General features: G+C 68.6%; 27 protein-coding genes. 16 read left to right on the top strand and 11 right to left on the bottom strand.

What is annotated here, in order from left to right:
* Positions 1–76: 76 nt before the first annotated feature.
* From JUB11_RS33150 to garD, 6 genes are all read left to right on the top strand, one after another.
* Positions 77–541 (top strand): tripartite tricarboxylate transporter TctB family protein, encoded by a 465-nt coding sequence (locus JUB11_RS33150; RefSeq protein WP_207458162.1) that lies wholly within the window; start codon positions 77–79, stop codon positions 539–541.
* A 13-nt stretch (positions 542–554) separates the two neighbouring features.
* A complete protein-coding gene (locus JUB11_RS08875) occupies positions 555–2,054 on the top strand; it encodes a tripartite tricarboxylate transporter permease (RefSeq protein WP_207458161.1) in 1,500 nt (499 codons plus the stop codon).
* Between the two features lie 167 nt (positions 2,055–2,221).
* Positions 2,222–3,217: a tripartite tricarboxylate transporter substrate binding protein gene (locus tag JUB11_RS08870; protein ID WP_207458160.1), complete on the top strand. Its 996-nt coding sequence runs from the start codon at positions 2,222–2,224 to the stop codon at positions 3,215–3,217.
* Positions 3,218–3,304: 87 nt separating this feature from the next.
* Entirely contained in the window at positions 3,305–4,303 is a 999-nt protein-coding gene (locus JUB11_RS08865; protein WP_247886938.1) for a 2-hydroxyacid dehydrogenase, read from the top strand.
* 121 nt (positions 4,304–4,424) lie between these two features.
* Positions 4,425–5,876 carry a hypothetical protein gene (locus JUB11_RS08860; protein WP_247886937.1) on the top strand — a complete coding sequence of 484 codons (1,452 nt, stop codon included), beginning with the start codon at positions 4,425–4,427 and terminating at the stop codon, positions 5,874–5,876.
* Between the two features lie 67 nt (positions 5,877–5,943).
* On the top strand, positions 5,944–7,467 hold the full coding sequence (garD, locus tag JUB11_RS08855; RefSeq protein WP_207458159.1) for a galactarate dehydratase: 1,524 nt from the start codon (positions 5,944–5,946) through the stop codon (positions 7,465–7,467).
* 29 nt (positions 7,468–7,496) lie between these two features.
* On the opposite strand, the gene JUB11_RS08850 is transcribed toward garD, so the two are convergent.
* The 6 genes from JUB11_RS08850 to JUB11_RS08825 form a co-directional block, all read right to left on the bottom strand.
* Complete coding sequence (locus JUB11_RS08850) at positions 7,497–8,444, bottom strand: PDR/VanB family oxidoreductase (protein ID WP_207458158.1); 948 nt, start codon at positions 8,442–8,444, stop codon at positions 7,497–7,499.
* A 25-nt stretch (positions 8,445–8,469) separates the two neighbouring features.
* The gene (locus tag JUB11_RS08845; RefSeq protein ID WP_207458157.1) at positions 8,470–9,492 is read right to left on the bottom strand and encodes an aromatic ring-hydroxylating dioxygenase subunit alpha; all 1,023 of its coding nucleotides are present in this window, start codon (positions 9,490–9,492) and stop codon (positions 8,470–8,472) included.
* A gap of 27 nt (positions 9,493–9,519) precedes the next feature.
* Complete coding sequence (locus tag JUB11_RS08840) at positions 9,520–10,905, bottom strand: amidohydrolase family protein (protein ID WP_348771393.1); 1,386 nt, start codon at positions 10,903–10,905, stop codon at positions 9,520–9,522.
* Complete coding sequence (locus tag JUB11_RS08835; protein WP_207458266.1) at positions 10,902–11,690, bottom strand: ABC transporter permease; 789 nt, start codon at positions 11,688–11,690, stop codon at positions 10,902–10,904. Before JUB11_RS08835 ends, JUB11_RS08840 begins: the two co-directional genes overlap by 4 nt.
* A gap of 28 nt (positions 11,691–11,718) precedes the next feature.
* On the bottom strand, positions 11,719–12,450 hold the full coding sequence (locus JUB11_RS08830) for an ABC transporter ATP-binding protein (protein ID WP_247886949.1): 732 nt from the start codon (positions 12,448–12,450) through the stop codon (positions 11,719–11,721).
* Between the two features lie 119 nt (positions 12,451–12,569).
* Positions 12,570–13,571, bottom strand: coding sequence for an ABC transporter substrate-binding protein (locus JUB11_RS08825; RefSeq protein ID WP_247886936.1), 1,002 nt, complete (start codon positions 13,569–13,571; stop codon positions 12,570–12,572).
* Positions 13,572–13,806: 235 nt separating this feature from the next.
* Here JUB11_RS08825 and JUB11_RS08820 point away from each other — a divergent pair, with 235 nt between their 5' ends.
* Positions 13,807–14,760, top strand: a complete 954-nt coding sequence (locus JUB11_RS08820; protein WP_207458155.1) for a LysR family transcriptional regulator — start codon at positions 13,807–13,809, stop codon at positions 14,758–14,760.
* Between the two features lie 259 nt (positions 14,761–15,019).
* Positions 15,020–15,196, top strand: coding sequence for a hypothetical protein (locus tag JUB11_RS08815; RefSeq protein WP_207458154.1), 177 nt, complete (start codon positions 15,020–15,022; stop codon positions 15,194–15,196).
* Positions 15,197–15,254: 58 nt separating this feature from the next.
* Here JUB11_RS08815 and JUB11_RS08810 read toward each other — a convergent pair whose 3' ends face one another.
* Both JUB11_RS08810 and JUB11_RS08805 read right to left on the bottom strand, forming a co-directional pair.
* The gene (locus tag JUB11_RS08810) at positions 15,255–15,542 is read right to left on the bottom strand and encodes a BrnA antitoxin family protein (RefSeq protein ID WP_207458153.1); all 288 of its coding nucleotides are present in this window, start codon (positions 15,540–15,542) and stop codon (positions 15,255–15,257) included.
* The gene (locus JUB11_RS08805) at positions 15,496–15,774 is read right to left on the bottom strand and encodes a BrnT family toxin (protein WP_207458152.1); all 279 of its coding nucleotides are present in this window, start codon (positions 15,772–15,774) and stop codon (positions 15,496–15,498) included. The genes JUB11_RS08810 and JUB11_RS08805 overlap by 47 nt, the downstream gene beginning before the upstream one ends.
* Before the next feature lie 365 nt (positions 15,775–16,139).
* Between JUB11_RS08805 and JUB11_RS08800 the strand changes: the two genes are divergently transcribed.
* The 5 genes from JUB11_RS08800 to JUB11_RS08780 all read left to right on the top strand — a co-directional run bounded on the left by JUB11_RS08800 (position 16,140) and on the right by JUB11_RS08780 (position 19,027).
* Positions 16,140–16,421 carry a hypothetical protein gene (locus JUB11_RS08800; RefSeq protein ID WP_207458151.1) on the top strand — a complete coding sequence of 94 codons (282 nt, stop codon included), beginning with the start codon at positions 16,140–16,142 and terminating at the stop codon, positions 16,419–16,421.
* 14 nt (positions 16,422–16,435) lie between these two features.
* Positions 16,436–16,903 carry a hypothetical protein gene (locus JUB11_RS08795; protein ID WP_207458150.1) on the top strand — a complete coding sequence of 156 codons (468 nt, stop codon included), beginning with the start codon at positions 16,436–16,438 and terminating at the stop codon, positions 16,901–16,903.
* Positions 16,904–17,137: 234 nt separating this feature from the next.
* Positions 17,138–17,320 (top strand): hypothetical protein, encoded by a 183-nt coding sequence (locus JUB11_RS08790; RefSeq protein ID WP_207458149.1) that lies wholly within the window; start codon positions 17,138–17,140, stop codon positions 17,318–17,320.
* 64 nt (positions 17,321–17,384) lie between these two features.
* Complete coding sequence (locus tag JUB11_RS08785) at positions 17,385–18,611, top strand: ISAs1 family transposase (RefSeq protein WP_207458148.1); 1,227 nt, start codon at positions 17,385–17,387, stop codon at positions 18,609–18,611.
* Positions 18,612–18,634: 23 nt separating this feature from the next.
* Complete coding sequence (locus JUB11_RS08780; RefSeq protein WP_207458147.1) at positions 18,635–19,027, top strand: hypothetical protein; 393 nt, start codon at positions 18,635–18,637, stop codon at positions 19,025–19,027.
* A 113-nt stretch (positions 19,028–19,140) separates the two neighbouring features.
* Here the strand turns inward: JUB11_RS08780 and JUB11_RS08775 are convergent, their stop codons facing one another.
* The gene (locus JUB11_RS08775) at positions 19,141–19,518 is read right to left on the bottom strand and encodes a hypothetical protein (protein WP_207458279.1); all 378 of its coding nucleotides are present in this window, start codon (positions 19,516–19,518) and stop codon (positions 19,141–19,143) included.
* A 110-nt stretch (positions 19,519–19,628) separates the two neighbouring features.
* Here JUB11_RS08775 and JUB11_RS08770 point away from each other — a divergent pair, with 110 nt between their 5' ends.
* Together JUB11_RS08770 and dusA are read left to right on the top strand one after the other, a co-directional pair.
* Positions 19,629–19,859, top strand: a complete 231-nt coding sequence (locus JUB11_RS08770; RefSeq protein WP_207458278.1) for a hypothetical protein — start codon at positions 19,629–19,631, stop codon at positions 19,857–19,859.
* A 32-nt stretch (positions 19,860–19,891) separates the two neighbouring features.
* Positions 19,892–20,842: a tRNA dihydrouridine(20/20a) synthase DusA gene (gene dusA / locus JUB11_RS08765; RefSeq protein ID WP_247886935.1), complete on the top strand. Its 951-nt coding sequence runs from the start codon at positions 19,892–19,894 to the stop codon at positions 20,840–20,842.
* Between the two features lies 1 nt (position 20,843).
* Here dusA and JUB11_RS08760 read toward each other — a convergent pair whose 3' ends face one another.
* The gene (locus JUB11_RS08760; protein ID WP_207458145.1) at positions 20,844–22,658 is read right to left on the bottom strand and encodes a diguanylate cyclase; all 1,815 of its coding nucleotides are present in this window, start codon (positions 22,656–22,658) and stop codon (positions 20,844–20,846) included.
* 213 nt (positions 22,659–22,871) lie between these two features.
* Here JUB11_RS08760 and JUB11_RS08755 point away from each other — a divergent pair, with 213 nt between their 5' ends.
* Complete coding sequence (locus tag JUB11_RS08755; protein WP_207458144.1) at positions 22,872–23,453, top strand: ferritin-like domain-containing protein; 582 nt, start codon at positions 22,872–22,874, stop codon at positions 23,451–23,453.
* A 36-nt stretch (positions 23,454–23,489) separates the two neighbouring features.
* Here JUB11_RS08755 and JUB11_RS08750 read toward each other — a convergent pair whose 3' ends face one another.
* Positions 23,490–24,272, bottom strand: a complete 783-nt coding sequence (locus JUB11_RS08750) for an SDR family NAD(P)-dependent oxidoreductase (RefSeq protein WP_207458143.1) — start codon at positions 24,270–24,272, stop codon at positions 23,490–23,492.
* Positions 24,273–24,806: the final 534 nt, after the last annotated feature.

Here is a 24,806-nt window from a genome sequence, read left to right as displayed (position 1 = left end):
GGTCCGGCCGCCTCCCTTCGCCGGGACATCTTCCGGGACCGGCCCCGCGGCGGCCGTGCAATCGAGGACGAGACACGTGACATCGCTATCGCGCAACCCCAAGGACCTGCTGGCCGGCGTGCTCTATCTCGCCTTCGGCCTGGCGGGTGTGTGGATCGCCCGGGACTATTCCATGGGCACGAGCAGCCGGATGGGGGCGGGCTATTTCCCCACGGTGCTGGGGGGCATGCTGATTCTCTTCGGCCTGCTGTCCGTCATCCGCTCCTTCCTCGTGCCGGGAGAGGCCGTCGGCACCGTCGCCTGGAAGGGGCTCGCCCTCGTGGTCGGCGCCACCGCCCTGTTCGGGGTTCTGCTGGAGCCCGCCGGGCTGGTCGTCTCGCTGCTGGTGCTGATCCTGCTCAGCGCCTCGGCCAGCCGGATGTTCCGCTTCGAATGGCGCGCGGCCGTGGCGCTGGTGGCGCTGGTCGCCTTCTGCGTGTTCGTTTTCGTCAGGGGGCTGGGCGTGCCGATGCCGCTGTTCGGCTCCTGGTTCGGTGGTTGAGGAGGCCGGCGTCATGGAGCTTTTCGCGAATCTCGCCCAGGGGCTGGGAACGGCCTTTTCCATCTGGAACCTGGCCTACTGCCTGTTCGGGGTGATCCTCGGCACGGCCATCGGCGTGCTGCCGGGGCTGGGGCCGACCGCCACCATCGCCATGCTGCTGCCGGTCACCTTCGGGCTGCCGCCGGAATCGGCGCTGATCATGCTGGCCGGCATCTATTACGGCGCGCAGTACGGCGGCTCCACCACCGCCATCCTCGTCAACCTGCCGGGCGAATCCTCGTCGGTGGTGACGGCGCTGGACGGCTACCAGATGGCGCGCCAGGGCAAGGCGGGCCGCGCGCTCGCCACGGCGGCCATCGGCTCCTTCTTCGCGGGCACCGTCGCGACGCTGCTGCTGGCGCTGTTCGCCCCGCCGCTGGCCGACATGGCGCTGAAGTTCGGCCCGGCCGAGTATTTCTCGCTGATGGTCATGGGCCTCGTCGCCTCCATCGTGCTGGCGCAGGGCTCGCTGCTGCACGCGCTGGCGATGATCGTGCTGGGCCTGCTGCTGGGCATGGTCGGCACCGACGTGAATTCCGGCGTGCAGCGCTACACCTTCGACCTGCCGCAGCTCGCCGACGGCATCAACTTCGTCATCGTCGCCATGGGCGTCTTCGGGCTGGCCGAGATCATCTCCAACCTGGAGAACGAGGGCACCCGCAGCGCCATGGTGAAGAGCGTCACCGGCCTGATGCCGACGCGCGAGGACCTTCGGCGCATAGTCGGCCCCGTGCTGCGCGGCACCGTGCTGGGCTCGCTGCTCGGCATCCTGCCGGGCGGCGGCGCCATGCTCTCCTCCTTCGCGGCCTATTCGCTCGAAAAGAAGATGTCCAAGCATCCGGAGGAGTTCGGCAAGGGCGCCATCGAGGGCGTGGCCGGCCCGGAATCGGCCAACAACGCCGGCGCCCAGACCAGCTTCATTCCGATGCTGACGCTCGGCATCCCCTCCAACCCGGTCATGGCGCTGATGATCGGCGCGATGATCATCCAGGGCATCCAGCCCGGCCCGTCGGTGATGACCGAACAGCCGGCGCTGTTCTGGGGCATCATCGTCTCGATGTGGATCGGCAACCTGTTCCTGCTGGTCCTGAACCTGCCGCTGATCGGGCTGTGGGTGAAGATGATCTCCGTTCCCTACCACCTGCTCTTCCCGGCCATCCTGGTCTTCTGCGCCATCGGCGTGTTCAGCCTGAACAACGCGACCTTCGACGTGCTGCTGATGGCCGGCTTCGGCCTGCTCGGCTACGTGTTCCGCAAAGTCGGGTGCGAGCCGGCGCCGATGCTGCTCGGCTTCATTCTCGGCCCGATGATGGAGGAAAACCTGCGCCGGGCCATGCTGATGGGCAAGGGCGACCCGACGGTCTTCGTGACCCGGCCGATCAGTGCGGTGCTGCTGGTGGTCTCGCTCGCCATGCTGGTGACGGTGCTGGCTCCCTCGATCCGCCGCAAGCGCGAGGAAGCCTTCCAGGAATAGGCACCCCGAGAACGAGAATCCGGAACAAGGCCCCGACGAAGGCCGGGGCCGGAAGAAAGCGCCGGGATGAAGCGGCGGCCAAGAAGCCGCGATCCCGATGCCGCGTCCAGGGCTGGTGCCGTCCGGCCCGGCCCGACGAAAACAAAAACCGAAAATGGAGGATCGCAATGCAATTGTCCCGTAGGGCTCTGGCGCTTGCCACGACCGTGCTCACCGCTGGCGCCCTGTTCGCCGGTGCGCTGGGCGCCACCGCCGCCCAGGCCGCCTTTCCGGAGCGGCAGGTCACCATCGTGGTTCCGTTCCCGCCGGGCGGCGGCACGGACACGGGCACCCGGCTGCTCGCCCAGAAGCTTCAGGAGCGCTGGGGCCAACCGGTGGTGGTCGAGAACAAGCCGGGTGCCGCGGGCGCCATCGGCGCGGACATCGTGGCGCGGGCGAAGCCCGACGGCTACACGCTGCTGATGGGCAATTTCGGCACCCAGTCCATCAACCCGATCCTCTATCCGAAGCTTCCCTATAACCCGGACACCGCCTTCTCCGCCGTCTCGCTGGTCGCCGAGCTGCCGCAGGTGCTGGTGGTCCATCCGGACCTCCCGGCCAAGGACCCGGCCGAGCTGGTGGCGCTCGCCAAGGGCAAGCCGGGCGAGTTGATGTACAGCAGCTCCGGCAACGGCGGCTCGATGCATCTGGCCGGCGCCCTGTTCGAGGACGCCGCCGGCGCCAAGCTCGTCCATGTGCCCTACAAGGGCGGCGGGCCGGCCATCCAGGACCTGATCGGCGGGCATGTGAACCTGTCCTTCGCGACGATCCTGGAGAGCAGCGGCTTCATCAAGGCGGGCAAGCTGCGCGCACTTGCCGTGACGAGTGCGGCCCGTTCGCCGGCGCTGCCGGAGGTGCCGACCCTGGCCGAGACGGCGCTGCCCGGCTTCAACGCCATCTCCTGGATCGGGCTGCTGGCGCCGGCCGGCACGCCGCAGGAGATCCTTGACACGGTCTCGGCCGACGTCCGCAAGGCGGTGCTCGACAGCGGCATCAAGGACCAGCTGATCGCGCAGGGCGCCACCCCCGTCGGCAGCAGTCCGGCGGAGTTCCAGGCGCTGATCGACTCCGACCGCAAGCGCTACGCCGAGATCATCAAGCAGAAGGGCATCACGGCGAACTGACCGCCGCGACGCATCGCCTCCGCACCCCGGCCGGCCCGCCGGAATCAGGACATGGGCCGGCCGGACAGACACAGGAAGGGTTGGTTCATGAGCATGCAGGAAACGGGCGGCGCGCCGGTGGAGATCCTCCAGACCTCGCCCTTCGCGCTACGGTCGCCCGAGGCGTTCGAGGCCACTTTCAAGGTCCACAAGCTGTGGGAGGCCTCGGACCGGGAGGCGCTGCTGCGCGAGGTCGGCCCGCGCGTCCGCGGCATCGCCGCGGGCGGCAAGGTCGAGATCGACGCCGCCTTCATGGACACCTTCCCGGCGCTGGAAGTCGTGGCGAATTTCGGGGTCGGCTACGACCGGGTGGACGTGGCCGCCGCCGCGGCACGGGGCGTGGTGGTGACCAACACGCCGGACGTTCTGACCGACGAGGTGGCCGACCTGACGCTTGGCCTGCTGCTCGCCACGGTGCGGCGCCTGCCGCAGGCCGACCGCTTCCTGCGCGAGGGGCGCTGGCTGAAGGGCGCCTTCCCGCTGTCCGCATCCTTGCGCGGGCGGCGCGTCGGCATCCTCGGGCTCGGCCGCATCGGCAAGGCCATCGCCAAACGCTGCGCCGCCTTCGAGCTGGAGGTCGTCTATCACGGCCGCTCGCGCCAGGAGGGCGTGCCTTACGGCTATTATCCGTCGCTGGTCGAGATGGCGCGGGCGGTCGAGGTGCTGATCGTCATCGCGCCCGGCGGCGCCGGGACGGACGGCCTCGTGGGCGCGGAGGTGCTGGATGCGCTGGGTCCCAACGGCATCCTCATCAACGTGGCGCGCGGAACGGTGGTGGACGAGCGTGCCTTGATCGCCGCCTTGACGGAGGGGCGCATCCTCGCCGCCGGCCTCGACGTGTTCGAGAAGGAACCGCAGGTCCCGTCGGAGCTGATCGCGCTGGACAACGTCGTTCTGTTGCCGCATGTCGGCTCGGCGTCGCTGCACACCCGGCAGGCCATGGGGCAGCTCCTCCTGGACAATCTGGAGGCCTGGTTCGCGGGCCGGGGGCCGCTGACGCCCGTGCCAGAAACCCCTTGGACGGGCCAGCCGGCACCGGTGGGATAAGGGTGGGGTGCCGCGCCGGGGAAGATTGCGCGGTGCCGCGGCTGCCGCCTATAGCCTCCACCGTCGCCCTCGGGACACAACCGCTCATTCCTTTCCATTGCCCGCCAAGCCGCAACACCGAATGACCGCCACCCCTGCATCCGAAGCCGCTGCCGTCCCGCTCCGGCGGCGCGCCCAGATCCTGGTCTCCACGCTCGCGGTGGTCGCCGTGGTCTTCGGCGCCATCGGCTGGGAACTGTTGGGCGCGCCGGCGGCGAAGCTCATGGCCGGGCTGGCGATGGTGGTCTTCGTGGCGCTGGAAGCACCGGCGCTCGTGCGTGGCGGGCGGGTGATGCTGGCCTGCTGCATCACGAGCGCCTTCGCCGCCTGGATGTTCCTGCCGGGGCCGGAGTCCGGCGCCGTCATCCTGCGCGGCCTCGCCAACGCCTCCTTCGTGATCGGGCTGTTCGCCTCGGTCAGCCTCTTGCGCGACGCGGCCGAGACTTCGGCCCTTATCCAGCGCTGCGGCGACCTGATGGTCCGCCAGCCGCCGGGGCGCCGCTATCTGGTGCTGAGCCTGGGCAGCCACATGGTGTCGGTGGTGCTGAACTTCGGCGTGCTGACCCTGCTGGGCGCCATGGTCCAGCGCGGCAACACGCTGGAGGCCGCGGGCGGCGACGCCCGCATCGCCGGCATCCGGCAGCAGAGGATGCTCACCGCCATCCTGCGCGGCTATGTGCTGATGCCGGTCTGGTCGCCGCTGTCCGTGGCCTTCGTCGTCACCCAGACGGCGGTGCCGGACCTGGACTGGTCGGTGCTGGTGCCGATCCAGTTCGTGCTGGGCATGCTGCTGGTGCTGCTGGGCTGGGCGGTGGACCGCATGACCTTCCCGCGCCCCACCGTGCCGCCGCAGCCCGGGCCGGAGCGGAGCTGGCGGCCGATGGCCGGGCTGGCGGCGCTGATCACCGCCGTGGTGGCGGGGTCGCTGCTGCTGGCGGTGCTGCTCGGCATCCGGCCGGCCGTCGGGGCGATGATCGTCGTGCCCCTCTCGGCGCTGGTCTGGCTGACGGTGCAGTACTGGACGGCCGGCCCGGCGCGGGCGCCACTGCGTGCGGCCCGCCGGCTCGGCGTGCGGCTCACCATCAGCATGCCGAGCTACAGGAACGAGTTCGTCATTCTTGGCGGCGCCACCTTCTTCGGCACGGTCGCCTCGGTCTTCATCTCCCCGGAATGGACGGCGCGGGTCGTCGCGCTGTTGCCCTTCCCGGCGGCGGTGGTGATGGTGCTGCTGGCCTGGTCGATGATGTTCCTCGCGCGTTACGGCGTACCGCAGATCGTGACGGTGACGCTGCTCGGCCACGCTTTCGCGGACCTGACCCAGCACGGCATCGACCCGCTGGTGCTGGCGAGCGGCCTGCTCGGCGCCTGGGGCCTGTCGGGCTGCACCACACCCATCGGGGCCGCGACCCTGACGGTCGCCCGGCTGGCTGGCGTGTCGAGCCAGACGGTCGGGCGCGAGTGGAACGGGCGCTACGTGCTGGCCGGCGCGGTCTTCGTCGCCCTCTGGATGTTCGCCCTGGACGCCCTGCGGTGACGCGCCTTTCCCCTTACCCTTCGAAACGGTGCCGCCCAACCCGCGCGGCCTTGAGGACCAGCCCATCATGACGGACAAGCCCCTCTACATCCGGGTGCACGCGGACGACAACGTCGCCATCCTCGTCAACGCCGGCGGGCTGCCGCCGGGGACGGAATTCCCCTGCGGGCTGGTGCTGCGCGACTTCGTGCCCCAGGGGCACAAGCTGGCGCTGCGCGACCTCGCCGCCGACGAGCCGATCGTCCGTTACGGGCAGGTGATCGGCCACGCCATGCGCGCCATCCCCCGGGGGAGCTGGGTGGAGGAGTCGCTGGTGCGCATGCCGCAGGCCCCCGATCTCGACAGCCTGCCGCTCGCCACCGCCGTGCCGGCACCCCAGCCGCCGCTGGAGGGCCAGACGTTCGAGGGCTACCGCAACGCCGACGGTTCGGTGGGCACCAAGAACGTGCTGGGCATCAGCATCAGCGTGCAGTGCGTGGCGGGCGTGCTCGACCATGCGGTCGAGCGCATCAAGCGGGACCTGCTGCCCCGCTTCCCCAACGTCGACGACGTGGTGGCGCTGAACCACACCTACGGCTGCGGGGTGGCGATCAACGCGCCGGAGGCGGTGGTGCCGATCCGCACCGTGCAGAACCTCGCCCGCAACCCGAACCTGGGCGGGGCGGTGATGGTGGTGGGTCTCGGTTGCGAGAAGCTCCAGCCGGAGCGGCTGCTGCCCAACGGGGTGGAATCCGCCATCGTCACGCTCCAGGACGAGCGGCACCAGGGCTTCGGCGACATGATCGCCTCCATCCTGGAGATGGCGGAGAAGCGCCTGACGGAGCTGAACGAGCGGCGGCGCGAGACCTGCCCGGCGTCGGAGCTGGTGGTCGGCATGCAGTGCGGCGGCAGCGACGCCTTCTCCGGCGTCACCGCCAACCCGGCGCTCGGCCATTGCGCGGACCTGCTGGTGCGGGCGGGTGCCACCGTCATGTTCTCCGAGGTGACGGAGGTGCGCGACGCCATCCATCTGCTCACCCCCCGCGCGGTGGACGAGGAGGTCGGGCGCGCGCTGATCCGCGAGATGGCCTGGTACGACAATTACCTGAGCGCCGGGCAGGCCGACCGCAGCGCCAACCCGACGCCCGGCAACAAGAAGGGTGGCCTCGCCAACATCGTGGAGAAGGCGCTGGGCTCCATCGCCAAGTCGGGCAGCAGCCCCATCGCCGGCGTGCTGTCGCCGGGCGAGCGCGCCACGCGCAAGGGGCTGATCTACGCGGCGACGCCGGCCAGCGACTTCATCTGCGGCACGCTCCAGCTTGCGTCCGGCTGCAACGTCGAGGTCTTCACGACCGGCCGCGGCACGCCCTACGGCCTCGCCATGGCGCCGGTGATCAAGGTCTCCACCCGGACGGCGCTGGCCGAGCGCTGGCGCGACCTGATCGACATCGACGCCGGCCGCATTGCCACGGGCGAGGCCAGCATCGAGGATGTGGGCGAGGAGCTGTTCCGCTTCATCCTGGATGTGGCGAGCGGCCGCAAGAAGACCTGGGCCGACCATTGGGGCCTGCGCAACGCGCTGACCCTCTTCAACCCGGCCCCGGTGACTTGAGCGCGACCTGAGAGGGACCTGAGATTGCGCTACAGGTCCAGCACCAGCCGCCCGCCCCGCGCGCGGGACACGCAGGGCAGGATCTGGTCGCAGGCACGGCGCTCCTCCTCGGACAGGAAGAGGTCGCGGTGGTCCGGCTCCCCCGCCAGCACGCGGGTCAGGCAGGTTCCGCAGACCCCCTGCTCGCAGGAGGTGTCGATGCGCACGCCCTGCTCGGCCAGGGCGGCGACGATGCTGCGGTCCGGCGGCACCGCGACCGTGCGGCCGGTTCGCGCCAGCTCCACCGAGAAGCCGCCCTCGGCATCGCCGGAAACCGGGGCCGGGGCGGCGAAATGCTCGCGGCGGATGGACTCGGCCGGCCAGGCCGGGGCGGCCGCCTCGGCGGCCTGCGCCATGAAGCCAGCCGGACCGCACAGGTAGAGCAGGGCGCCGGCCGGGCGCTCGGCGAGCAGCCGGCCCAGCGTGCCGTGCAGCTCCTCCCCCTCCAGCCCGTGATGGAAGGCCGAGCGCGGGCCGAGCGGGCCGCGCTCGATCTCCCGCAGGAAGGCCGCGTGGCGCGGCGAGCGGGTGAAGTGATGCAGGGCGAAGGAGCGTCCGCTTGCGGCGAGATGGCGGGCCATGGAGAGGAGCGGGGTGATGCCGATGCCGGCCGCCAGCAGCAGGCAATGCGGCGCCCCGTGGTCGAGCGGAAAGGCGTCGCGCGGCGCCGACACCTCCACGAACTGTCCGGGCTGGAGCCCGTGCATGGCCCTGGAGCCGCCGCGCGACCAGGGCTCCCGCTTCACGGCGATGCGGTAGAGGTCGCGCTCCTCCGGCCCGTTGCACAGGGAATACTGGCGCATGGGGCCGTCCGGTGCCCGCACGTCGATGTGCGCGCCGGGGGTGAAGGGCGCCAGCTCGGCGCCCTCCGGGTCGGCCAGCTCGAAGGAGCGGATGTCCTCCGCCTCGATGCGGACCTGTCTGACCAGCAGTCTCATGAGGGTCCTCCCGTTCCGGCGGCGGTCAGGCCCGCGCGTCCGTCACCTCGTCCTCGCCGTGCGCGCGCAGCAGCTCCAGCAGGCGGCGGCGCATGATGATGCCCGGCCGGTCGGACGCCATGTGCGCCTCGACCTTGCGGGAGATGTCGATGGTGGCGTCGGGGTCGGTCGATTCCAGCACCTCCTTGTCCTCGAAGGTGATCTTCCAGTCCCAGTCGATCAGGATCTGGGTCGGGCAGTCCTTTTCCGTGTCGTTGCGGTAGAGGAGTTGCATCAGCTGGATGCGGCCGTCGTCGATGGGGGTGGCGCAGTTGATGATGATGTGGCGCAGGCCGCTGGGATACTCCATGTCCATGCGGCGGCTGAAGGGCAGGTACCAGTGGTTCACCATCTTGCGGCTGGTGACCGGGTCCGACGTGCCCGTGACGCGGTGCGCCTCCGGCGGGTTCTTCACCTCGACGGTGGAGGCGGCGTAGAAGCCGTAGTCGGTCTCCGCGATGTCGTATCGCTGCGGCTTGGGCTGGTCGGGCTGGCCGAAGGTGGCGCGGTGGACGAAGGAGAAATGCGCGTTGTCGAAGCTGTTCTCCATCATGCGCAGGGGCGCCGTCTTCCACTCGTCGTAGAACTGGAAGATGCGGCGGAAGCCGGGGTCGTTCTCCTCCGGGATCTCGAAGATCGGCTGGATCGGGTCCTCCAGCGCGACCCACGCGTAGCCGTAGCGCTCCTCGCAGTGATAGGCGGGGGTGGAGAAGCCGGATTCGACCGGCTCGCTGCTGACCTGCGGCACCTTCACGACCTCGCCGCCCCGGTCGTAGGCCCAGCCGTGATAGCCGCAGACCAGGGTGCCCTTCTCGCACCAGCCCTTGGAGAGCTTCGCCGTGCGGTGGCAGCAGCGGTCCTTCAGCGCCGCCGGCCGCCCCGCGGCGTCCAGGAACAGAACGATGTCCTCGCCCAGCAGCCGGAAGGGCTTCGGCCCGTCGTTCAGCCTGTGGACGGGCATCACCGCGTACCAGAATTTGCGCAGGGTCTTCTGCTTGGTGGTCAGCATGGGGTCACCTTGGGAGGAGGAGGATTGTCAGGCGGTGATGCGCGCGACCACGCGGGCGGCGCGGGCGGCCAGAGCGGGCAGGTCCAGGCCGGGGATGGCGCCGTTCTCGACGACCGGGCGGCCGGCGACCAGCACATGGCGGGCGAGCGCGCCGCCGCCGCCGATGACCGGGCCGATGAGCGGGTCGTGCAGCCCGGCGTAGCGGGGGAGCGACAGGTCGAAGACGGCGAGGTCGGCCGCCTTGCCGACCTCGACCGTGCCGACGGCGGGCAGGCCCAGCACGTCGGCGCCGCCGGCGGTGGCCCAGCGCAGCACGTCCTCGGCCCGGACGGCGGCGGCGCCCTTGGCGGCGCGGTGAACCTGCCAGGCGGTGTGCATCTCGCTGATCATGTCGCAGGATTCGTTGGAGGCCGCACCGTCCACCGCCAGCGACACCCGGCCGCCCATGCGGTCGAGGAGGTCGGCCGGCGCCACGCCGGAGCCGAGGCGGCAGTTGCTCTGCGGGCAGTGCGCCATGCCGGTGCCGGTCTCCGCCAGCATCCGCATCTCGGACTCGTCCATGTGCACGAGGTGGGCGAACCACACGTCGGGGCCGAGCCAGCCATGCTCCGCCACCCAGGGAATCGGGCGCATGCCGTGGACCTCCAGGCAATAGTCCACGTAGTTGCGCGTCTCCGACAGGTGGCTGTGCAGCTTCACCCCCATGTCGCGCGCCGCCCCGGCGATCACGTCCAGCTCGCCGGGCTCGACCGCCCAGGGCGGGGTGGTGGGGGCGAAGGCGACGCGGCGCATGGAATCGGGCCGCGTGTCATGGAAGCGCGCGGCGAGGTCGCCGACGTTGCGGATCATGGCGTCCAGCGTCTCGGTCGGCATGGGGTGGGTGCCGGGGATGTCGAAGCTGCGGGCCTTCGTCGCCCCGCCGCGCGCCAGCACCAGCCGGACGCCCATCCGTTCCGCCCGGTCGAACAGCACCTCCGCCGGATCGAAGCGGTAGCTGTCGGCGAAAAGGTAATGGTGGTCGGCCACCGTCGTCGTGCCGGACAGCAGCAGCTCCGCGTAGCCGATGGTGGCGGCGACGGCCAGCGCCTCCTCGTCCAGCTTGTGCCAGTGGCTGTAGGGGACGGTGCGCAGCCAGCCCTCCAGCGGCAGGTCGATCCCGGCCCGCACGCCCTTCAGCACGCTCTGGAACAGGTGATGGTGGGTGGAGATCAGCCCCGGATAGACGACGCAGCCGCGCGCGTCGAGCACCGTGTCGCCGGGCCGGGCCTCGACTTCGCCGATCTCCGCGATGATGCCGTCGGCGACGCGGATGTCGCCGGAGGCGCGCTCCCCGACGCCGGCGCGGCCGGTGAGGATGCCGTGGGCGCCCCGGATGACCAGAGACTTTGCAGGCAAGTTGACGGGGGACTTCACGATTCGCTCTCCATTGCGCTCTCGTGCCAATGGCCGAGCAGCAGGCGGGACAGGCCGGCCATCAGGAGGAAAAGGCCGATGCCCGTGACGGTGATGAGGAAGAGGGCGGCGAACATGCGGGGAATATCGAGCTGGAAGCTCGATTGCAGGATCTCGTAGGCGAGGCCGGCGCTGCGCCCGCCGGTGCCGGCGACGAACTCCGCCACCACCGCGCCGATCAGCGACAGGCCGCAGGAGATGCGCAGCCCCGCCAGGAAGAAGGGCAGGGCGCTGGGGATGCGCAGCCGCCACAGGGTTTGCAGCCGCCCGGCCTTGTTCATGCGGAAGAAGCTCAGCAGGCCCGGATCGACGCTCTTCAGCCCCAGCGTCGTGTTGGAGATGATCGGGAAGACCGCGATCACCGCCGCGCAGACGGTCAGGGCCGTCGAGGTGTCCTTGACCAGGATGATGATCAGGGGCGCCACGGCAGCGATGGGCGTCACCTGCAGGAGGATCGCGTAGGGGAACAGGCTGAACTCGATGAAGCGGCTCTGCACGAAGAGGAAGGCGAGGCCCGTGCCGAAGAGCACGGCCAGCGCGAAGGCCTTCAGCGTCACCGCCAATGTGCTGCCGAGCGCGCCGATCAGCGCCGGCCATTCCCGCGCCAAGGTCGCCATGATGTCGGTCGGGGCGGGGAAGAGATAGACGGGAACCTCGTTCATCCGGCAGGCCGCCTGCCAGACGGCGAGCAGCAGCACGCCGACCAGGGCGGGCGAGGCGAAGCGGACGAACCATTCCTGCCCCATCAGGGGTTTCTTGATGGACGGGCGCATCTCAGTCCCTCCGCTGGCTGGCGATGGAGGCCTCGGTCAGCACCGCCGACAGGCCGCGGCACAGCTCCGCGAAGCGGGCGCTGCCGCGGAAGGCGTCGCCGCGCGGCATCGGCTCGTCGATCGCGAACTCGTGGAAGACGCGGCCAGGATTGGCGGCCATCACGATGACGCGGGTGGACAGGAACACCGCCTCGTAGATGGAATGGGTGACGAAGACGGTGGTGAGTTGCCGCTCCCAGGAGAGCTGGACGAGGTCGTCGTCCAGCTTGTTGCGGGTGAACTCGTCCAGCGCGCCGAAGGGCTCGTCCATCAGCAGCAGGTTCGGTTCGGTGACGAGCGCGCGGGCGATGGAGACGCGCATGCGCATGCCGCCGGAGAGCTGGCGCGGGTAGTGGCGGCCGTGGCGGCCGAGCCCGACCTGCTCCAGCGCCGCCGCGACGCGCGGCGCGGCCCCGGCCCTCGGCACGCCCGCGAGGTCGAGCGGCAGGCGGACGTTGGCGTCCACCCGCGCCCAGGGCATCAGCGTCGGGTCCTGGAAGACGAAGGCCAGCCGCCGTCCCGCCTCGCCCACCCGGCGGAAGTCGCCGCGCCACCAGGCGATGCGCCCGTCGCTCGGCTGGTGCAGGTTGGCGACCAGCTTCAGCAGCGTGCTCTTGCCGCAGCCCGACGGGCCGATCAGGCTCACGAACTCGCCCTGGCGGATGGTCAGGTCGATGGGGGCCAGGCCCCGCATGCCGTTGGCGAAGACCTTTTCCGCCGAAAGGATGTCCACGACCGGCGGGGCTTCCGCCGGATCGGCGGCGGTCGGAGCCGGAGAGGCCGAGACCACGCGCAAGCTGGCTTCCTGGTGCTTCATTGGACGCCGACGCGCAGATCCTTCACGAACTCCGTCGTGAAGGCGCTCTTCCAGTCGGTGGAGGCCTTCAGCAGCTCCGTCCCGACCAGGAAATCGTAGGTCTCCTTCCAGCGCGCCTCGGTCATGGTGCCGATGCCGGCGACGGCCGCGTCGCCGCCGTCCAGCGCCTTCAGGGCCTTGAGCTGCTCCACCGCGAAGGCGAGCCGGTCGTCGGTCATCTTCGGGTTGTCCTGCTTGATGAGCGCATTGGCCGGCGCCGGGTTCTCCAGGTAGCTCCTCCAGCCCTCCAGCGTCGCCTTCACGAAGCGGCGCACCATGTCCGGCCGCTCGGCGACCGTCTTGCGGGTGGTGACCATGGTCGTGCCGTAGGGCGGGTAGCCGGCCCCCGCCAGGGCGAAGAATTTCACCTTGGCGCCCTGCTTGCGCGCCTCGAAGGGTTCGGAGGACGGGTAGGCCTGCACGGCGGCGTTCGGGTCGAGCAGGAAGGGCTGGAGATTGAAGGTGTAGGGGGCGCTCTGCGCGTCGGTGAAGCCGAAATTGGCCTTCAGCCAGGGCCAGAAGGTGGTGCGCGAGGAGGTGGCGAGGAGGATCTTGCGGTCCTTCAGCCCGGCCAGCGATTCCACGTCGGCATGGGTCATGATGCCTTGAAGGTCGAACTGGAAGGAGGCTGCCACGGTCTGCACCGGCAGGCCGTTCTCGATCGCCTTCAGCGTCTGGATGTCGTAGCCCATGATGATGTCGGCCTCGCCGGCCACCAGGAGCTGCAGGCCGTTCACCTGCGGCCCGCCCATGCGGATGGTGACGTCCAGCCCGGCCTTCTCGTAAAGGCCGGTCGCCTTGGCCTGGTAGAAGCCGCCATGTTCGCCCTGGGCGAACCAGCTCGTCAGGAAGGTGACCTTCTCCGCCGCGCGGGCGGGACCGCTTTGGCCCCCGAGGGCCAGTGCGAGGGCGGCGGCGCCGAACAGGACGCGGCGGCGGGCCGGATCGAACATTCCCATTCCACAACTCCGAATTTGGACAAGGACCGATTGGCGAGGGGCCGAATTGGCAAGGCGGTTGCGTTCCGGCCCGAGGGGGCCGGTTCGAGAGGGGGGACATTTCGGGAGAGGAACCTGGCCTTCGAGGGCGTCGGTTCGGTGCGCTACGGCCTCATTACAGGCGATGGAGCGACGCTTGAGAAGCATCAAAAAGCATGCATACTGTTGCCTGAAAGGCATCGGTAGGGGGTTGAGGGTGCTGCATTCCCGCATGCTGGTCTATCTGGACGAGGTCGCGCGGGCGGGGTCGATCCGGAAGGCGGCGGACAAGCTCAACGTCGCGGCCTCCTCCATCAACCGGCAGATTCTGGCGCTGGAGGAGGAGATCGGCGCGCCACTGTTCGAGCGGCTGCCGCGCCGGCTGCGGCTGACCGCGACGGGGGAGCTGATGATCGCCCATGTCCGCCAGACCCTGCGGGAGCACGCGCTGCTGCGCTCGCGGCTGGTGGACCTGAAGGGGCAGCGCCGCGGGCTGGTGCGCATCGCCACCATGGCGGGGCTCGCCAACACGGTGCTGCCGGACACGGTCATCTGGATGCGCGAGCGCCACCCCTTCGTGAAGCTCGTGATCATGGCGCAGTCCCTGGCGCAGGTGGTGGGGGCGGTCACCTCGGGCGAGGCGGACATCGGCTTCGGCTTCAGCCTGCCCTATGACCCCAAGCTGCGCGTCGCCGCCTCCATCGGCCTCCAGGTCGGGGCCGTCGTGGCGCCCGGCCATCCGCTGGCGGGGAAGGAGGCGGTGTATGTGAGCGAATGCCTGTCCTACCCGCTGATCGTGCCGGACCGAAGCCTGACCATCGGGCGGCTGGTCGCCGACGTGCTGGAGCGCGGCGGCATCCCGACCGACATGGCGATCGAGACCAACTCGCTCGACCTGCTGAAACAGACGGCCTCGCGCAGCCAGTCCGTGACCTTCCTCAACGAGCTGGACGTGCATGTGGAGTGCCGGCGCGGGGAGCTGGTCTTCCTGCCGCTGCTCGACCGCGCGCCGCGCCACCCGCTCGTCCTCGTCCACCGGGCCAAGGGCGGGCTGGACGCCACGCAGAGCCTCGTGCTGGAGGAACTGCGCAAAACCGTCACCGGCTTCCGCTCGCGGGTCCCGCAGGCTCCGGCGACGCTGCCCGACGCGGCGGAGACGGCCGAGGGGTAACGCCGCCAGGTCGAGTTCCAAGAGGAGGTCGCGGGAAACTCCGCGCCGTCCTTCGCGACCGCTTGACGCGCAGGACCGAAACCCGCAACTGGCTGGCTGAGGTGGCGGAGGAGGAGCCGGACGCCGCGTTCCTCCTCGCCCAGGCGGAAGCGGACGATCCGAGCCGGCCGAACTGCCGGAATGGGCCGGGACGGTCTGGCACGCCTTCTGGCGCTTCCACGCAGACCGGCCCCAGCACTCCCTACCGACAGCCCTTCCCATGGACGGGATGATGGTGGAGCTGGTCCCTGGGCGCATCCCCTGGCGGCTGATCGACCGCTTCGCCGCCCGGTACGGTATCGTCGGAGAGGAGTTCGAGTTCCTGCACGAGATAGTCACCCAGCTTGACGATGAGCGGATGGCCTGGAAGCGGGAGCAGGGGGCGCAGGAAGGGTAAGGGCCGCTCCTCTACGGGGCGGCCCACATGTGGTCTTCAGTCTGTTCGGGCGTGGCCGTCAGAGCCCAGCCGACTTCCGGAGGGCGTCGTTGATGCGCGTCTGCCAGCCGGGGCCGTCCGCTTTGAACCGTTCCACGACCTCGGCGTCCAGCCGCAGGGTGACCTGCTGCTTGGGGTTTTCGAGCCGTGGGCGCCCTCGCGGCACCAGCCGTCCGTCCTCATGGATGGTGGCGTCGGCAAACCACTCATCGTCCAGTTCGGGGGCCTCGTCGTATTCCGCCGGCTGGATGGTGTGGGCGTCAACCTTCGCCAGATTGCTGCCGATATCGTGCTTGTTCTCGCTCATTGGCCTTCCTCATGGAGATGATGTGGCGAGCCTCGCCACGTTGCGTCCAGACAACGATCACCATGCGACCGCGAAGGTGACCGACAGTGACCATGCGGGTTTCGCCATAGTCGAAGCGGTCGTCCGGCCCGTCGAGGGTGAAGCCGGCGAACACCTCGGCAGCGTCCTCAAAATCCAGCCCTCGGTCAGCTAAAGTGGCGGCGCGCTTCGCGGGATCGCAGGTGATCTTCATGGGACTTAATGTAGCGCCAAAAAATGGAGGCGCCCACATTAATCGTAGTTACAGAAATGGACTGCCCCTCACTGGGCGGCCTTCTTCGTAGGGGCAAGTACGATCCCTGCTAGCGAGTAGCGCTCATGAACCGTTCGTCCAGTGAGACTGCTTCAGCACTCTCACCGGGAATAAGGATAGCTCGCCCTTTGATGAGCGTTCGACAACGCGGAAGGCACCATTAACCTCCCGGACGTAAGCGTGGAAAAGTCGACAAGATACGACGCTGGCCGTGTTCCAATTGATTTCGAACCAATCCGATCCCGGCATTCTGAAAAAAGAGAGCGTACTTCGATCGCTGGGCTGAAACGCTTTGGAGTACGTCCGTGCCCGGCATAAGCGACGAGGAGGTGGACGCGGCCTTTGTCCGGATCGACGCCGCCTATGAAGCCCTGATGGCCTTGGACCCGGCGACGGGGGAGGACGCCTTGCTCCAGACCTATGCCAGCTTCCACCACACACATGGCGGGCTGAGCAACAGGCAGGTCACCGAAGTGGATTACCCGCCGGTCGATGATGCGGGCTGGACCGACAAACTGCTCCGACCGCTCTTCGAGAAGTCGCGGAAGGTCGCGGCGGCTCGGCTCAACTTCCCGCTGACCGCCTGAAGGAGGGCGCCACCATGAACAAGACCCGCCGCGCCTTCCTCGCCCAGGCCGCCACGCCGCCCGTTGCCGCTACTGCCGCGTCCGTCCCGCTGGCGCTCCCCGCCGCCGGCGCCGAACCCGCCTTCGCCGAACACCTTCAGCGGCTGTGCGCGGTCGCCGACTCCAATCAGCCCGACGCGGCGCTCCTCCTGCTGGGGGAGAAGTACCGGGAGATCCAGGCGGAGCGCCGGATAATGTGGGAGGCCAAGCGTTACAATGAGCCCCGCTACGACGACCTGACTGCCCGGCTGGAGAAGGTGGAGGAGGCCATCGAGGAGGCGGACCCGCAAACATCCGGCGGGATCGCCGTGAAGCTCCGGGTTCTCTACGACCAGATGATCACCCGCCCCGAAGAGGAGGGCGGGCCGGTCCAGGGCACCGACTGGCGAGCCCGGCATGTCTGGCAAGTTATGCTGGCCGCTCAGAGCATGGGCGTGGCATAGGGCGAATGTAGACCTTCGGTGTGGTTTTGGCCTGAAAATGCCAAACGTCTATCGTTCCTACAGCGAATACCGCCGAGCGGGCGGAAATCCTAGAATTGATCTTCGGTCCCCGCTGGGTGGTCTGGCGGAACACGCGATATGAGATTTGCCGAGCTTCAATGCGGCGGTCGTATCGCGAATGCGATCCCTGAGCGTGTCGGGTGGACCACCGGCCGCCGTACTGGAGACCTAAACATGCTCCCTTCTGTGGTGGAGTTCGACGGGGTGTGCCTGTCGGTTGTGGATCGGGCGGGGCGTCCCTGGATCGCCTTCCCCGATCTGGTCCGCGCTCTCTACGGCATCAAAGGGGATGACACTTCTGTCACCCCCTTTGTCAATGTCGAGCGGGCATTGCGCAGGGTTCCGAACTCGGGTTAACGAGGCTTTACGCTGGTGAGGGTTTCTGATTCGGTGGGGTCACCGCGACCTTTGGTGAGAAGCCATGACCTCTCTGGATGCCGAGTTTGGCGGAACATCGCGGCTGAAAGCGCTTTTGGATCATTTTTCGGCGATCGATGACCCGCGCGAGCCCTGGCGGGTCGCCTACCCGCTGCCGGAGCTTCTTCTCCTGACGGTATGCGGAACGATTGCGGATTGTGAGGACTACGAGGCGATCGCGGCATGGGGAGAGAGCCAGCTGGAATTCCTGCGGCGTTTGCTGCCCTATGATCGCGGGGTGCCGAGCGGCCGCTGGCTGACCCTGTTCATGAACCGGATCAACCCGGCGTTGTTCCAGGACTGCTTCACGGCCTGGGTGCGCGAGGTCTGGCCCGACCGGCCCGACCTGGTGGCCATTGACGGTAAGACCTCCCGGCGCAGCCACGACCGCGGTGCCGGTCAGCCGCCACTGCACCTCGTCTCCGCCTTCGCCACCACCAGCCGGCTGGTCCTCGGCCAGGAAGCCGTGGCCGACAAGGCGAACGAACTCGCCGCCATTCCACCGCTGCTGGAGCGGCTGGCGGCGGCCGACGGGCTCAAGGGCGCGGTCGTCAGCATCGACGCCATCGCCTGCAACGCGACCATCGCCCAGGCGGTCCGGGACGCCGGGGCCGAGTATCTGCTGGCGGTCAAAGCCAACCAGCCAAGTCTGCGCGCGGAGATCGAGGACTATTTCACCACGGCTCCGGAGTCCCTGCTGGAGCAGGTGGTCAGCGTCGACAAGGGCCATGGGCGGATCGAGCAACGGACCGTCACGCTCGCCCGGGAAGTGGACTGGCTGCAAGGTGGGCGCCGCTTTCCCGGCGACCTGAGGCTGCCCGACGTCGCCGCTCTTGTGCGCGTGCGCAGTCAAGTCGAGTTGAAGGACCGCTGCCGCTTCGAAACCCGCTACTACATCACCTCGGCCACGTTCTCTGCCCAGGTGGCCGCTGAGGCCGTGCGCGGCCATTGGGGCATCGAAAACCAACTCCACTGGGTTCTCGACGTCGTCTTCAAGGACGACCAGTCCCGCCTGCGCAAAGGCCATGGCGCCATGAACATGGCTGTCATCCGCCACTTCGCCATCAACCTCGTCCGAACCGCCCAGGAGCCTTCGAGGCAACGGTCCGGCTTGCGGCGTCGCACCGCAACGTCCGCACAACCAAAACCCACCAGCATCAAGCTCCGACGAAAAATCGCGGGATGGGACACTGATTACCTCCACGGCATCCTCAACGTGAAAATCCGTTAACCTGGATTCGGAGCCCTGGGGCATTGCGCCGGGTCTACGACAAGAACCGTGACGAGTTCACGGACGCCATGACCACGATACTGACGATGGAGACGGCCTGCGGCCCGCAGCAGGTTCGCATCTTCTCCGCCCGCGGATGCTACCTGATGGCGATGCTGGCGAAGACGGAGCGGGCCAAGAAGTTCCGGCAGTGGGCGTTGGACGTGTTGGACGGCACCGCGCCGGCTGTGAACACGCTCACGCTCGCCGAGCGGCGGGTGCGGGTGATGGAACTGAACGCCGCCAACCGGACCATGGACCACATCGTAAAAACCGGCGGACGGCGGGCCGCCATGGAGAACCTGAAGGCGGTCTACGCCAAGGCGGGCCTGAACCTCGACCTGTCGTCCGCACAGTTCCAGGGCGATTTGCTGTGAAAGTCCGAGGCGGGGGTGCGCAATCACGCCGCCCCTACCCGCCTGAACGAGTGCGCGATACACCATATGCATACCGAAACGGGAAAAGACCGAATGACCCGCAATCTGCGTGACTAACAGATCAAGGCCATGGACGACGTGAGCGCGGCGCTTGTCGAGGCTGGCAGCGTCGTTCTCCAGATGCCGACCGGCTCCGGCAAGACCGTGACCGCCGTCGAGATCGCGCGCTGCCACTTGGCCCGGTCTGGTTCGTCTGCCATCGGCGCGAAATCCTCCAGCAGGCGGCGCGGGCTTTCGAGTCGGCGGGGATCGCCTTCGGGATGGTCGCGCTTGGCTGCCCGCTCACGGCTGACGCTCCGGTCCAGATTGAACCGCGCCGGGTTTCCCGGAGGCTCCATTTTCTGAGAGAGTGGGGTCATCATGACGAAACAGGCATACCCAAATACGCCCCTGAAGTCCGCGAGCGCGCGGTTCGGATGGTGTTCGAGCATGAAGGGGAGCACGCCTCAGGCAGGCCGGATCCCCCCGGCGCGTTCAGCTCCGCCTCGCGCTTTCCCAGCCAAGCCGCCGCCCGTCGGCGCTCAAAGGTCTGGTTTTCCCGATGGACGATCACACCCTTGCGGACAATCTTGATCTGCGCCAAGTAGAAGCGTCTTCCGTCCTTTTTGACGCGTTCGGTCATGGCACCCATGGAAAGCCTTTGTCGCCTGACAACATGGGTACCGGCCTGACAACCTTGTTGGAGCCGCGTCAACGGAATGTTGGAAAATGTGGGGCGATGTTGTGGCTCCAGGCGGCACCGAACGAGCAGAAGCGCGAGCTAAGTTACTGATGAAAAAGGCTATTCCCCTCAGCGTTGCGCCCATGATGGACTGGACGGACCGGCACTGCCGGTACTTCCACCGCCTGCTGTCGCGGAACACGCTGCTCTACACCGAGATGGTGACCACCGGCGCCATCCTGCACGGCGACCGCGAGCGGCACCTGCGCTTCGACCGGGCGGAGCATCCCGTCGCCCTCCAGCTCGGCGGGTCGGAGCCGGCGGACCTCGCGGCCTGCGCCCGCATCGCGCAGGAGCATGGCTATGACGAGGTCAACCTCAATGTCGGCTGCCCGAGCGACCGCGTGCAGTCCGGGCGTTTCGGCGCCTGCCTGATGGCGGAGCCGGACCTCGTGGCGCGGCTGGTCGACGCCATGCGCGACGCGGTCTCCATCCCGGTGACCGTGAAGTCGCGCATCGCCATCGACGAGATGGAGGAATGGCCGACGCTGGAGGGCTTCGTCCGCGCCGTGTCGGCGGCCGGCTGCACGCATTTCATCGTGCATGCGCGCAAGGCTTGGCTGAAGGGCTTGAGCCCCAAGGAGAACCGGGACATCCCGCCGCTGCGCTACGATCTGGTCCACCGGCTGAAGCGGGAATATCCGCATCTGGAGATCGCCATCAACGGCGGTATCCGCACGCTGGACGAGGCGGCGGAGCAGCTGGGCCATGTGGACAGCGTGATGATCGGCCGCGCCGCCTACGAGGCGCCCTACCTGCTGGCCGACGCCGACCGCCGCTTCTTCGGCGGTGCGCCCGGCCTCGAACGTCACGCCGTGGTGGAAGCTATGGTGCCCTACGTCGAGGCGCAGCTATCCAAGGGCCAGCAGCTGTCGGCGATCACCCGCCACATGCTCGGGCTGTTCCAGGGGCTACCCGGCGCCCGCTCCTGGCGCCGGCATCTCAGCGAAAACGCCCACCGCCCTGGCGCTGGGCCGGAGGTGATGCTCGCGGCGGCCGCCCTGGTTCCGCGCGAGGCCGCCGAGGCGGCCTGAGTCAAACCGGTTCGGCCACCAGCAGCGGCGCGCGTTCCAGACGGTCGCGTCCGCCCCGCTTGGCCCGCAGCAGCGCGGCGTCCGCGGCGGCGAGCACGGCGGCCGGTGTGGCGCCATGGTCCGGCCGGATCGCGAGGCCGAGCGAGATGGTGATCCGGCCCAGCGGCTGGCCCTTGTGGACCAGCGACAGCTCGCGGACGGCGCGCAGCAGCTGCTCGGCCCGTGCCTCCAGCGCGGCCATGCCGCTGCCCGGCAGAATGACCGTCAGCTCCTCGCCGCCGTAGCGGCAGGCGATGTCGCCGTTGCGGAACAGCTCATGCAGCAGCTTGCCAACGGCCTGCAGCAGGGCGTCGCCGGCGTCGTGGCCGAAGGTGTCGTTGAAGCGCTTGAAATGGTCGATGTCGGCCATGATGATGCCGACTGGCTCGCCGGTGCGCTCTACCCGGGCGAACTCCAGGGCGAGCGCCTCCTCCATGTAGCGGCGGTTGAACAGGCCGGTCAGCGGGTCGCGGATCGATTGCTCGCGCAGCCTCGCCCGCAGGCGGTGATTCATGAGCGCAAGCGCCACGTTCTCCATCAGGGCCGAAGCCACGTCCGCCTGTGCGTCGCCCAGCTCGCCCTCCAGGTGCAGCAGACCAATCATGTCGCCGCCGGCCGAGAGCGGCAGGCAGGCATAGCCGGCGGCGCCGTGGCCGGCGTGATCCTCGCCGATGTGAGCGCAACGGATGTCCGGCTCATGGCCGGTGACGACGTGCGGCTGCCCCCGGCGCATCGCCCAGCAATCGTCCGGCTCGCATTCGGCGGGCGCGTCGGCACCGCCCCAGACGGCCAGCCGGACCAGCAGGTTGCGCGAGTTGTTGTGGGCGTAGAGCGCGCCGGGCAGCCCGGTGAGCACCCTGGGAACGAACTGCTGGACGACCGCGCCGAACTCGCGCTCGTCCGTGACGCTCTGAAGCCGCTGCGCCATCTTGCCCAGCAGCTCGACCGAGCGGCCATGCGACTGCAGTTCGACGTTCGTCCTCTGCAGCGCCGCGTCCGCCCTTTCCCGGGCGCGCAGGCTTTCCGCCTGGCTTTCGGCCATGGCGTTGAAGGATTTGGCGAGCAGGCCGAGTTCGTCGTTGTGGACCACTGGAATGCGATGCTCGAACCGGCCCGCGCTGAGCTGGCGCGTGCCTTCCAGCAGGCCTTCCAGCGGCCGGCCGATGCGCCGCGCCGTGGTGAGGCCCAGCAGGGCGAGGCAGACGGCGGTCAGCGGGCCGCCGAACAGGACGATGTTGTGGACTTGCTGAAGCTGCTCGGCCGCGTTCCGGCGGCGCGTCTCCAGCAGCTCCGCCTGCACGGCCTCGATCTCGCCGACGAGCAGGCGGATACGCCCCATCAGGACGAGGCCGCGGTCCTCGAGCACGAGGCGCCGGGCCTCGGCGAACTTGCCCTCCTGGCCGAGCCGCACGGTTTCCCCCAGCTCGTCGAGCTTCTCGCGGATGAGCCCCTGGAGTGCGGCGAGGCGGGCCTTCTGGCCGGGGTTGGTCATCAGGGCGTCGGCGCGGTCGAACTTGCCCCAGGTCGTGCTGACCGCGCTCTCATAGGGGGCAAGGTAGGTGGAGCGCTCGGTCAGGAGATAGCCGCGCTGCCCCGTCTCGGCGTCGCGCACGTCCGACTGGATGTGGCTGATCAGCAGCACGATGTCCTTGGTGCGCTCTACCCATTCCGCATCCTCCACCGCATGTTCCAGGTTGACGAAGAGCACGGCGCAGAGCGCCAGCAGGATGCTGACGGCGGCGGACCAGAGGAGGAGAATGCGGGCGCGCAGGGACATTGCTGGGGATTTCGCTCAAACTTTCTGCATATACCTCTCCTTATCTCATCCCAGAGGTTACCGACACGTGAATTCCTTTGGAGAAGGTCTCGCCCTTGGGTGCGGAGCCCTCGCTGGCGGGCAACAAAGGCCTGCGGCACTTGTTTTCACGGCGGAACCAGACGAGATGGACAGAGGGAGCAGACCATGCGATCCGCGATGGACAGGGATGCAATGGATAGGAATGGGGGCGACACTGCAGCACTTCACGCCGAACTGACCGATCTTCTGCAACTCGAGCATGACGCCCTGCCGGCCTATTCCGTGGCCATCTCCGGGCTCCGGACACCCGAATTCCGCGAGGCGCTCACCTCCTTCCGGGAGGATCACGAACGCCATGTGCGCGAGCTGACCGCGCTGATCCGTGACCTGAACGGTATGCCGATCGCCATGCCGCATCTCCCCACCGGGCTGTTCAAGCTGGCTGTGCAGACGGCGGGCCTTCCGGGCGGGGAACGGGCGGTGCTGCTGGCGTTCCTGTCGAATGAATGGCAGTCGAAGGAGAAATACGCCCGCCACGCGGCGCGGCCCCATCCGCCGGAGGTCGCGGCTCTGCTGAACCGCTGCGCCGAGGACGAGGCGCGCCATTACGACTGGGCCTGCGGGGCGCTCGACCGGCTAGGCTGCGGGGCGGACACGGCGGTCGGCCGCGCGGCCGGCGCCTTTGCCCGCTTCCATGGAACGGTGGCCGACGTCGTGGAGGGCGGCGGCCGCATGGCGATGGAAACGGCGGTCCGCGGGCTGCGGCGGCGGTGAGGCGAGGGCGGTCCGGGGAGGGGGCCCGCATCACCATCAGACCAGGAGGGATTGAGCCCCGTCGATCCATACGGGCGTGCCGCTGATGTGCTTGGCGCGGTCGGACACCAGGAACAGCACCGTTTCGGCAACGTCGAAGCTGCTGCCCGGCGTGTCTCCGGTCAGGGGGATCTTGCCCTCCGGATATTCGGCGGGAACCACCGCCTCCTCCGTGTGGCGCGGCTGGGTGTTGTCGTTGATTTCCGTGTCGATCCGGCCCGGGCAGACGACGTTCACCCGGATGCGGTGCTTGGCCAGTTCCAGCGCCAGGATCTTCGTCATGGCGACCTGAGCCGCCTTTGTGCTGGCATAGGCGACGGTGCCGGCGTTGCTGAAGGTCCGCGTGCCGTTGATCGAGGCGGTGATGACGATGGACCCGGCGCCGGCCTTCTTCAGGTGCGGCACGGTGTGATGGACCGTCAGATAGGTGCCACGGAGGTTGACGTTGATGGTCTGGTCCCATTCCTCCGGCTGCAGTTCATCGACCGGAGCCCAGACGCCGTTAATGCCCGCGTTCGCGAAGACGATGTCCAGCCGGCCATAGGTGCCGACGAGCTTGTCCACGGCCTGCTTCATGGCCTCGGCGTCGGCGACGTCGGCGAGGAGCGCCACCGCCTTGCCGCCCTTCGCCTCGATTTCGCGGACGGTTTCCCGGACCTCCTCCTCGGTGCGGCTGAGCACGCCGACGCTCGCCCCCTCCTCGGCGAGGCGCACCGCGGTTGCCTTGCCGATGCCGGATCCCGCGCCGGTGACCAGCGCGACCTTGCCCTTCAGTTCCATGTGCCGTCTCCGTCCTTATCGTATGAGAGCGAAGCAGCCAACCGGGGCTGGGGCATCCGGTTCCCCGGCGACCCGCCGGTGCGTGCGGTCGGGGAGGGGGGCGGACAAAAATTCACGCCACTGTAAAAAACCTCTTGCGCGCCGAGGCGGGATGGGCATATAAACCGCTCACCGACGCGGTGGCCGCTCAAGACTGAGACGGCGGCGGGTCGGAAAAACCTCCGGAACGGCGGATCGAAGCGAACCTGAAAGGGTGCGTCGGTTTGCGTGTCTCCGGCGGTTGCTGTCTTGAAATTCCGGCCGAATGTTGCCCTGGCATTAGCTGCCCGGGGGCAGGCCGATGCGGCTCAGAGCTTTGAGCCGCGGGATCTTTTAAAAGTGAAGACCGTGTTGTGAGAAGGGATGCGCAGGCGGCGGCTTGGTTTGGCCGTTGACGCGGGTCCGGTCCCGAGTGGGGATTGGGCCAGCGGTTGCCGTGACGCATCTCGGCTAGGTTTTTAGAGACGATACAGTTTCTGACGCTTAGGTGAGGTC

The organism is Azospirillum sp. SYSU D00513 (assembly GCF_017356015.1).
In the GTDB taxonomy this organism is placed as follows: Bacteria; Pseudomonadota; Alphaproteobacteria; order Azospirillales; family Azospirillaceae; genus Azospirillum.
This window is presented reverse-complemented; position numbering and strand designations above follow the sequence as displayed.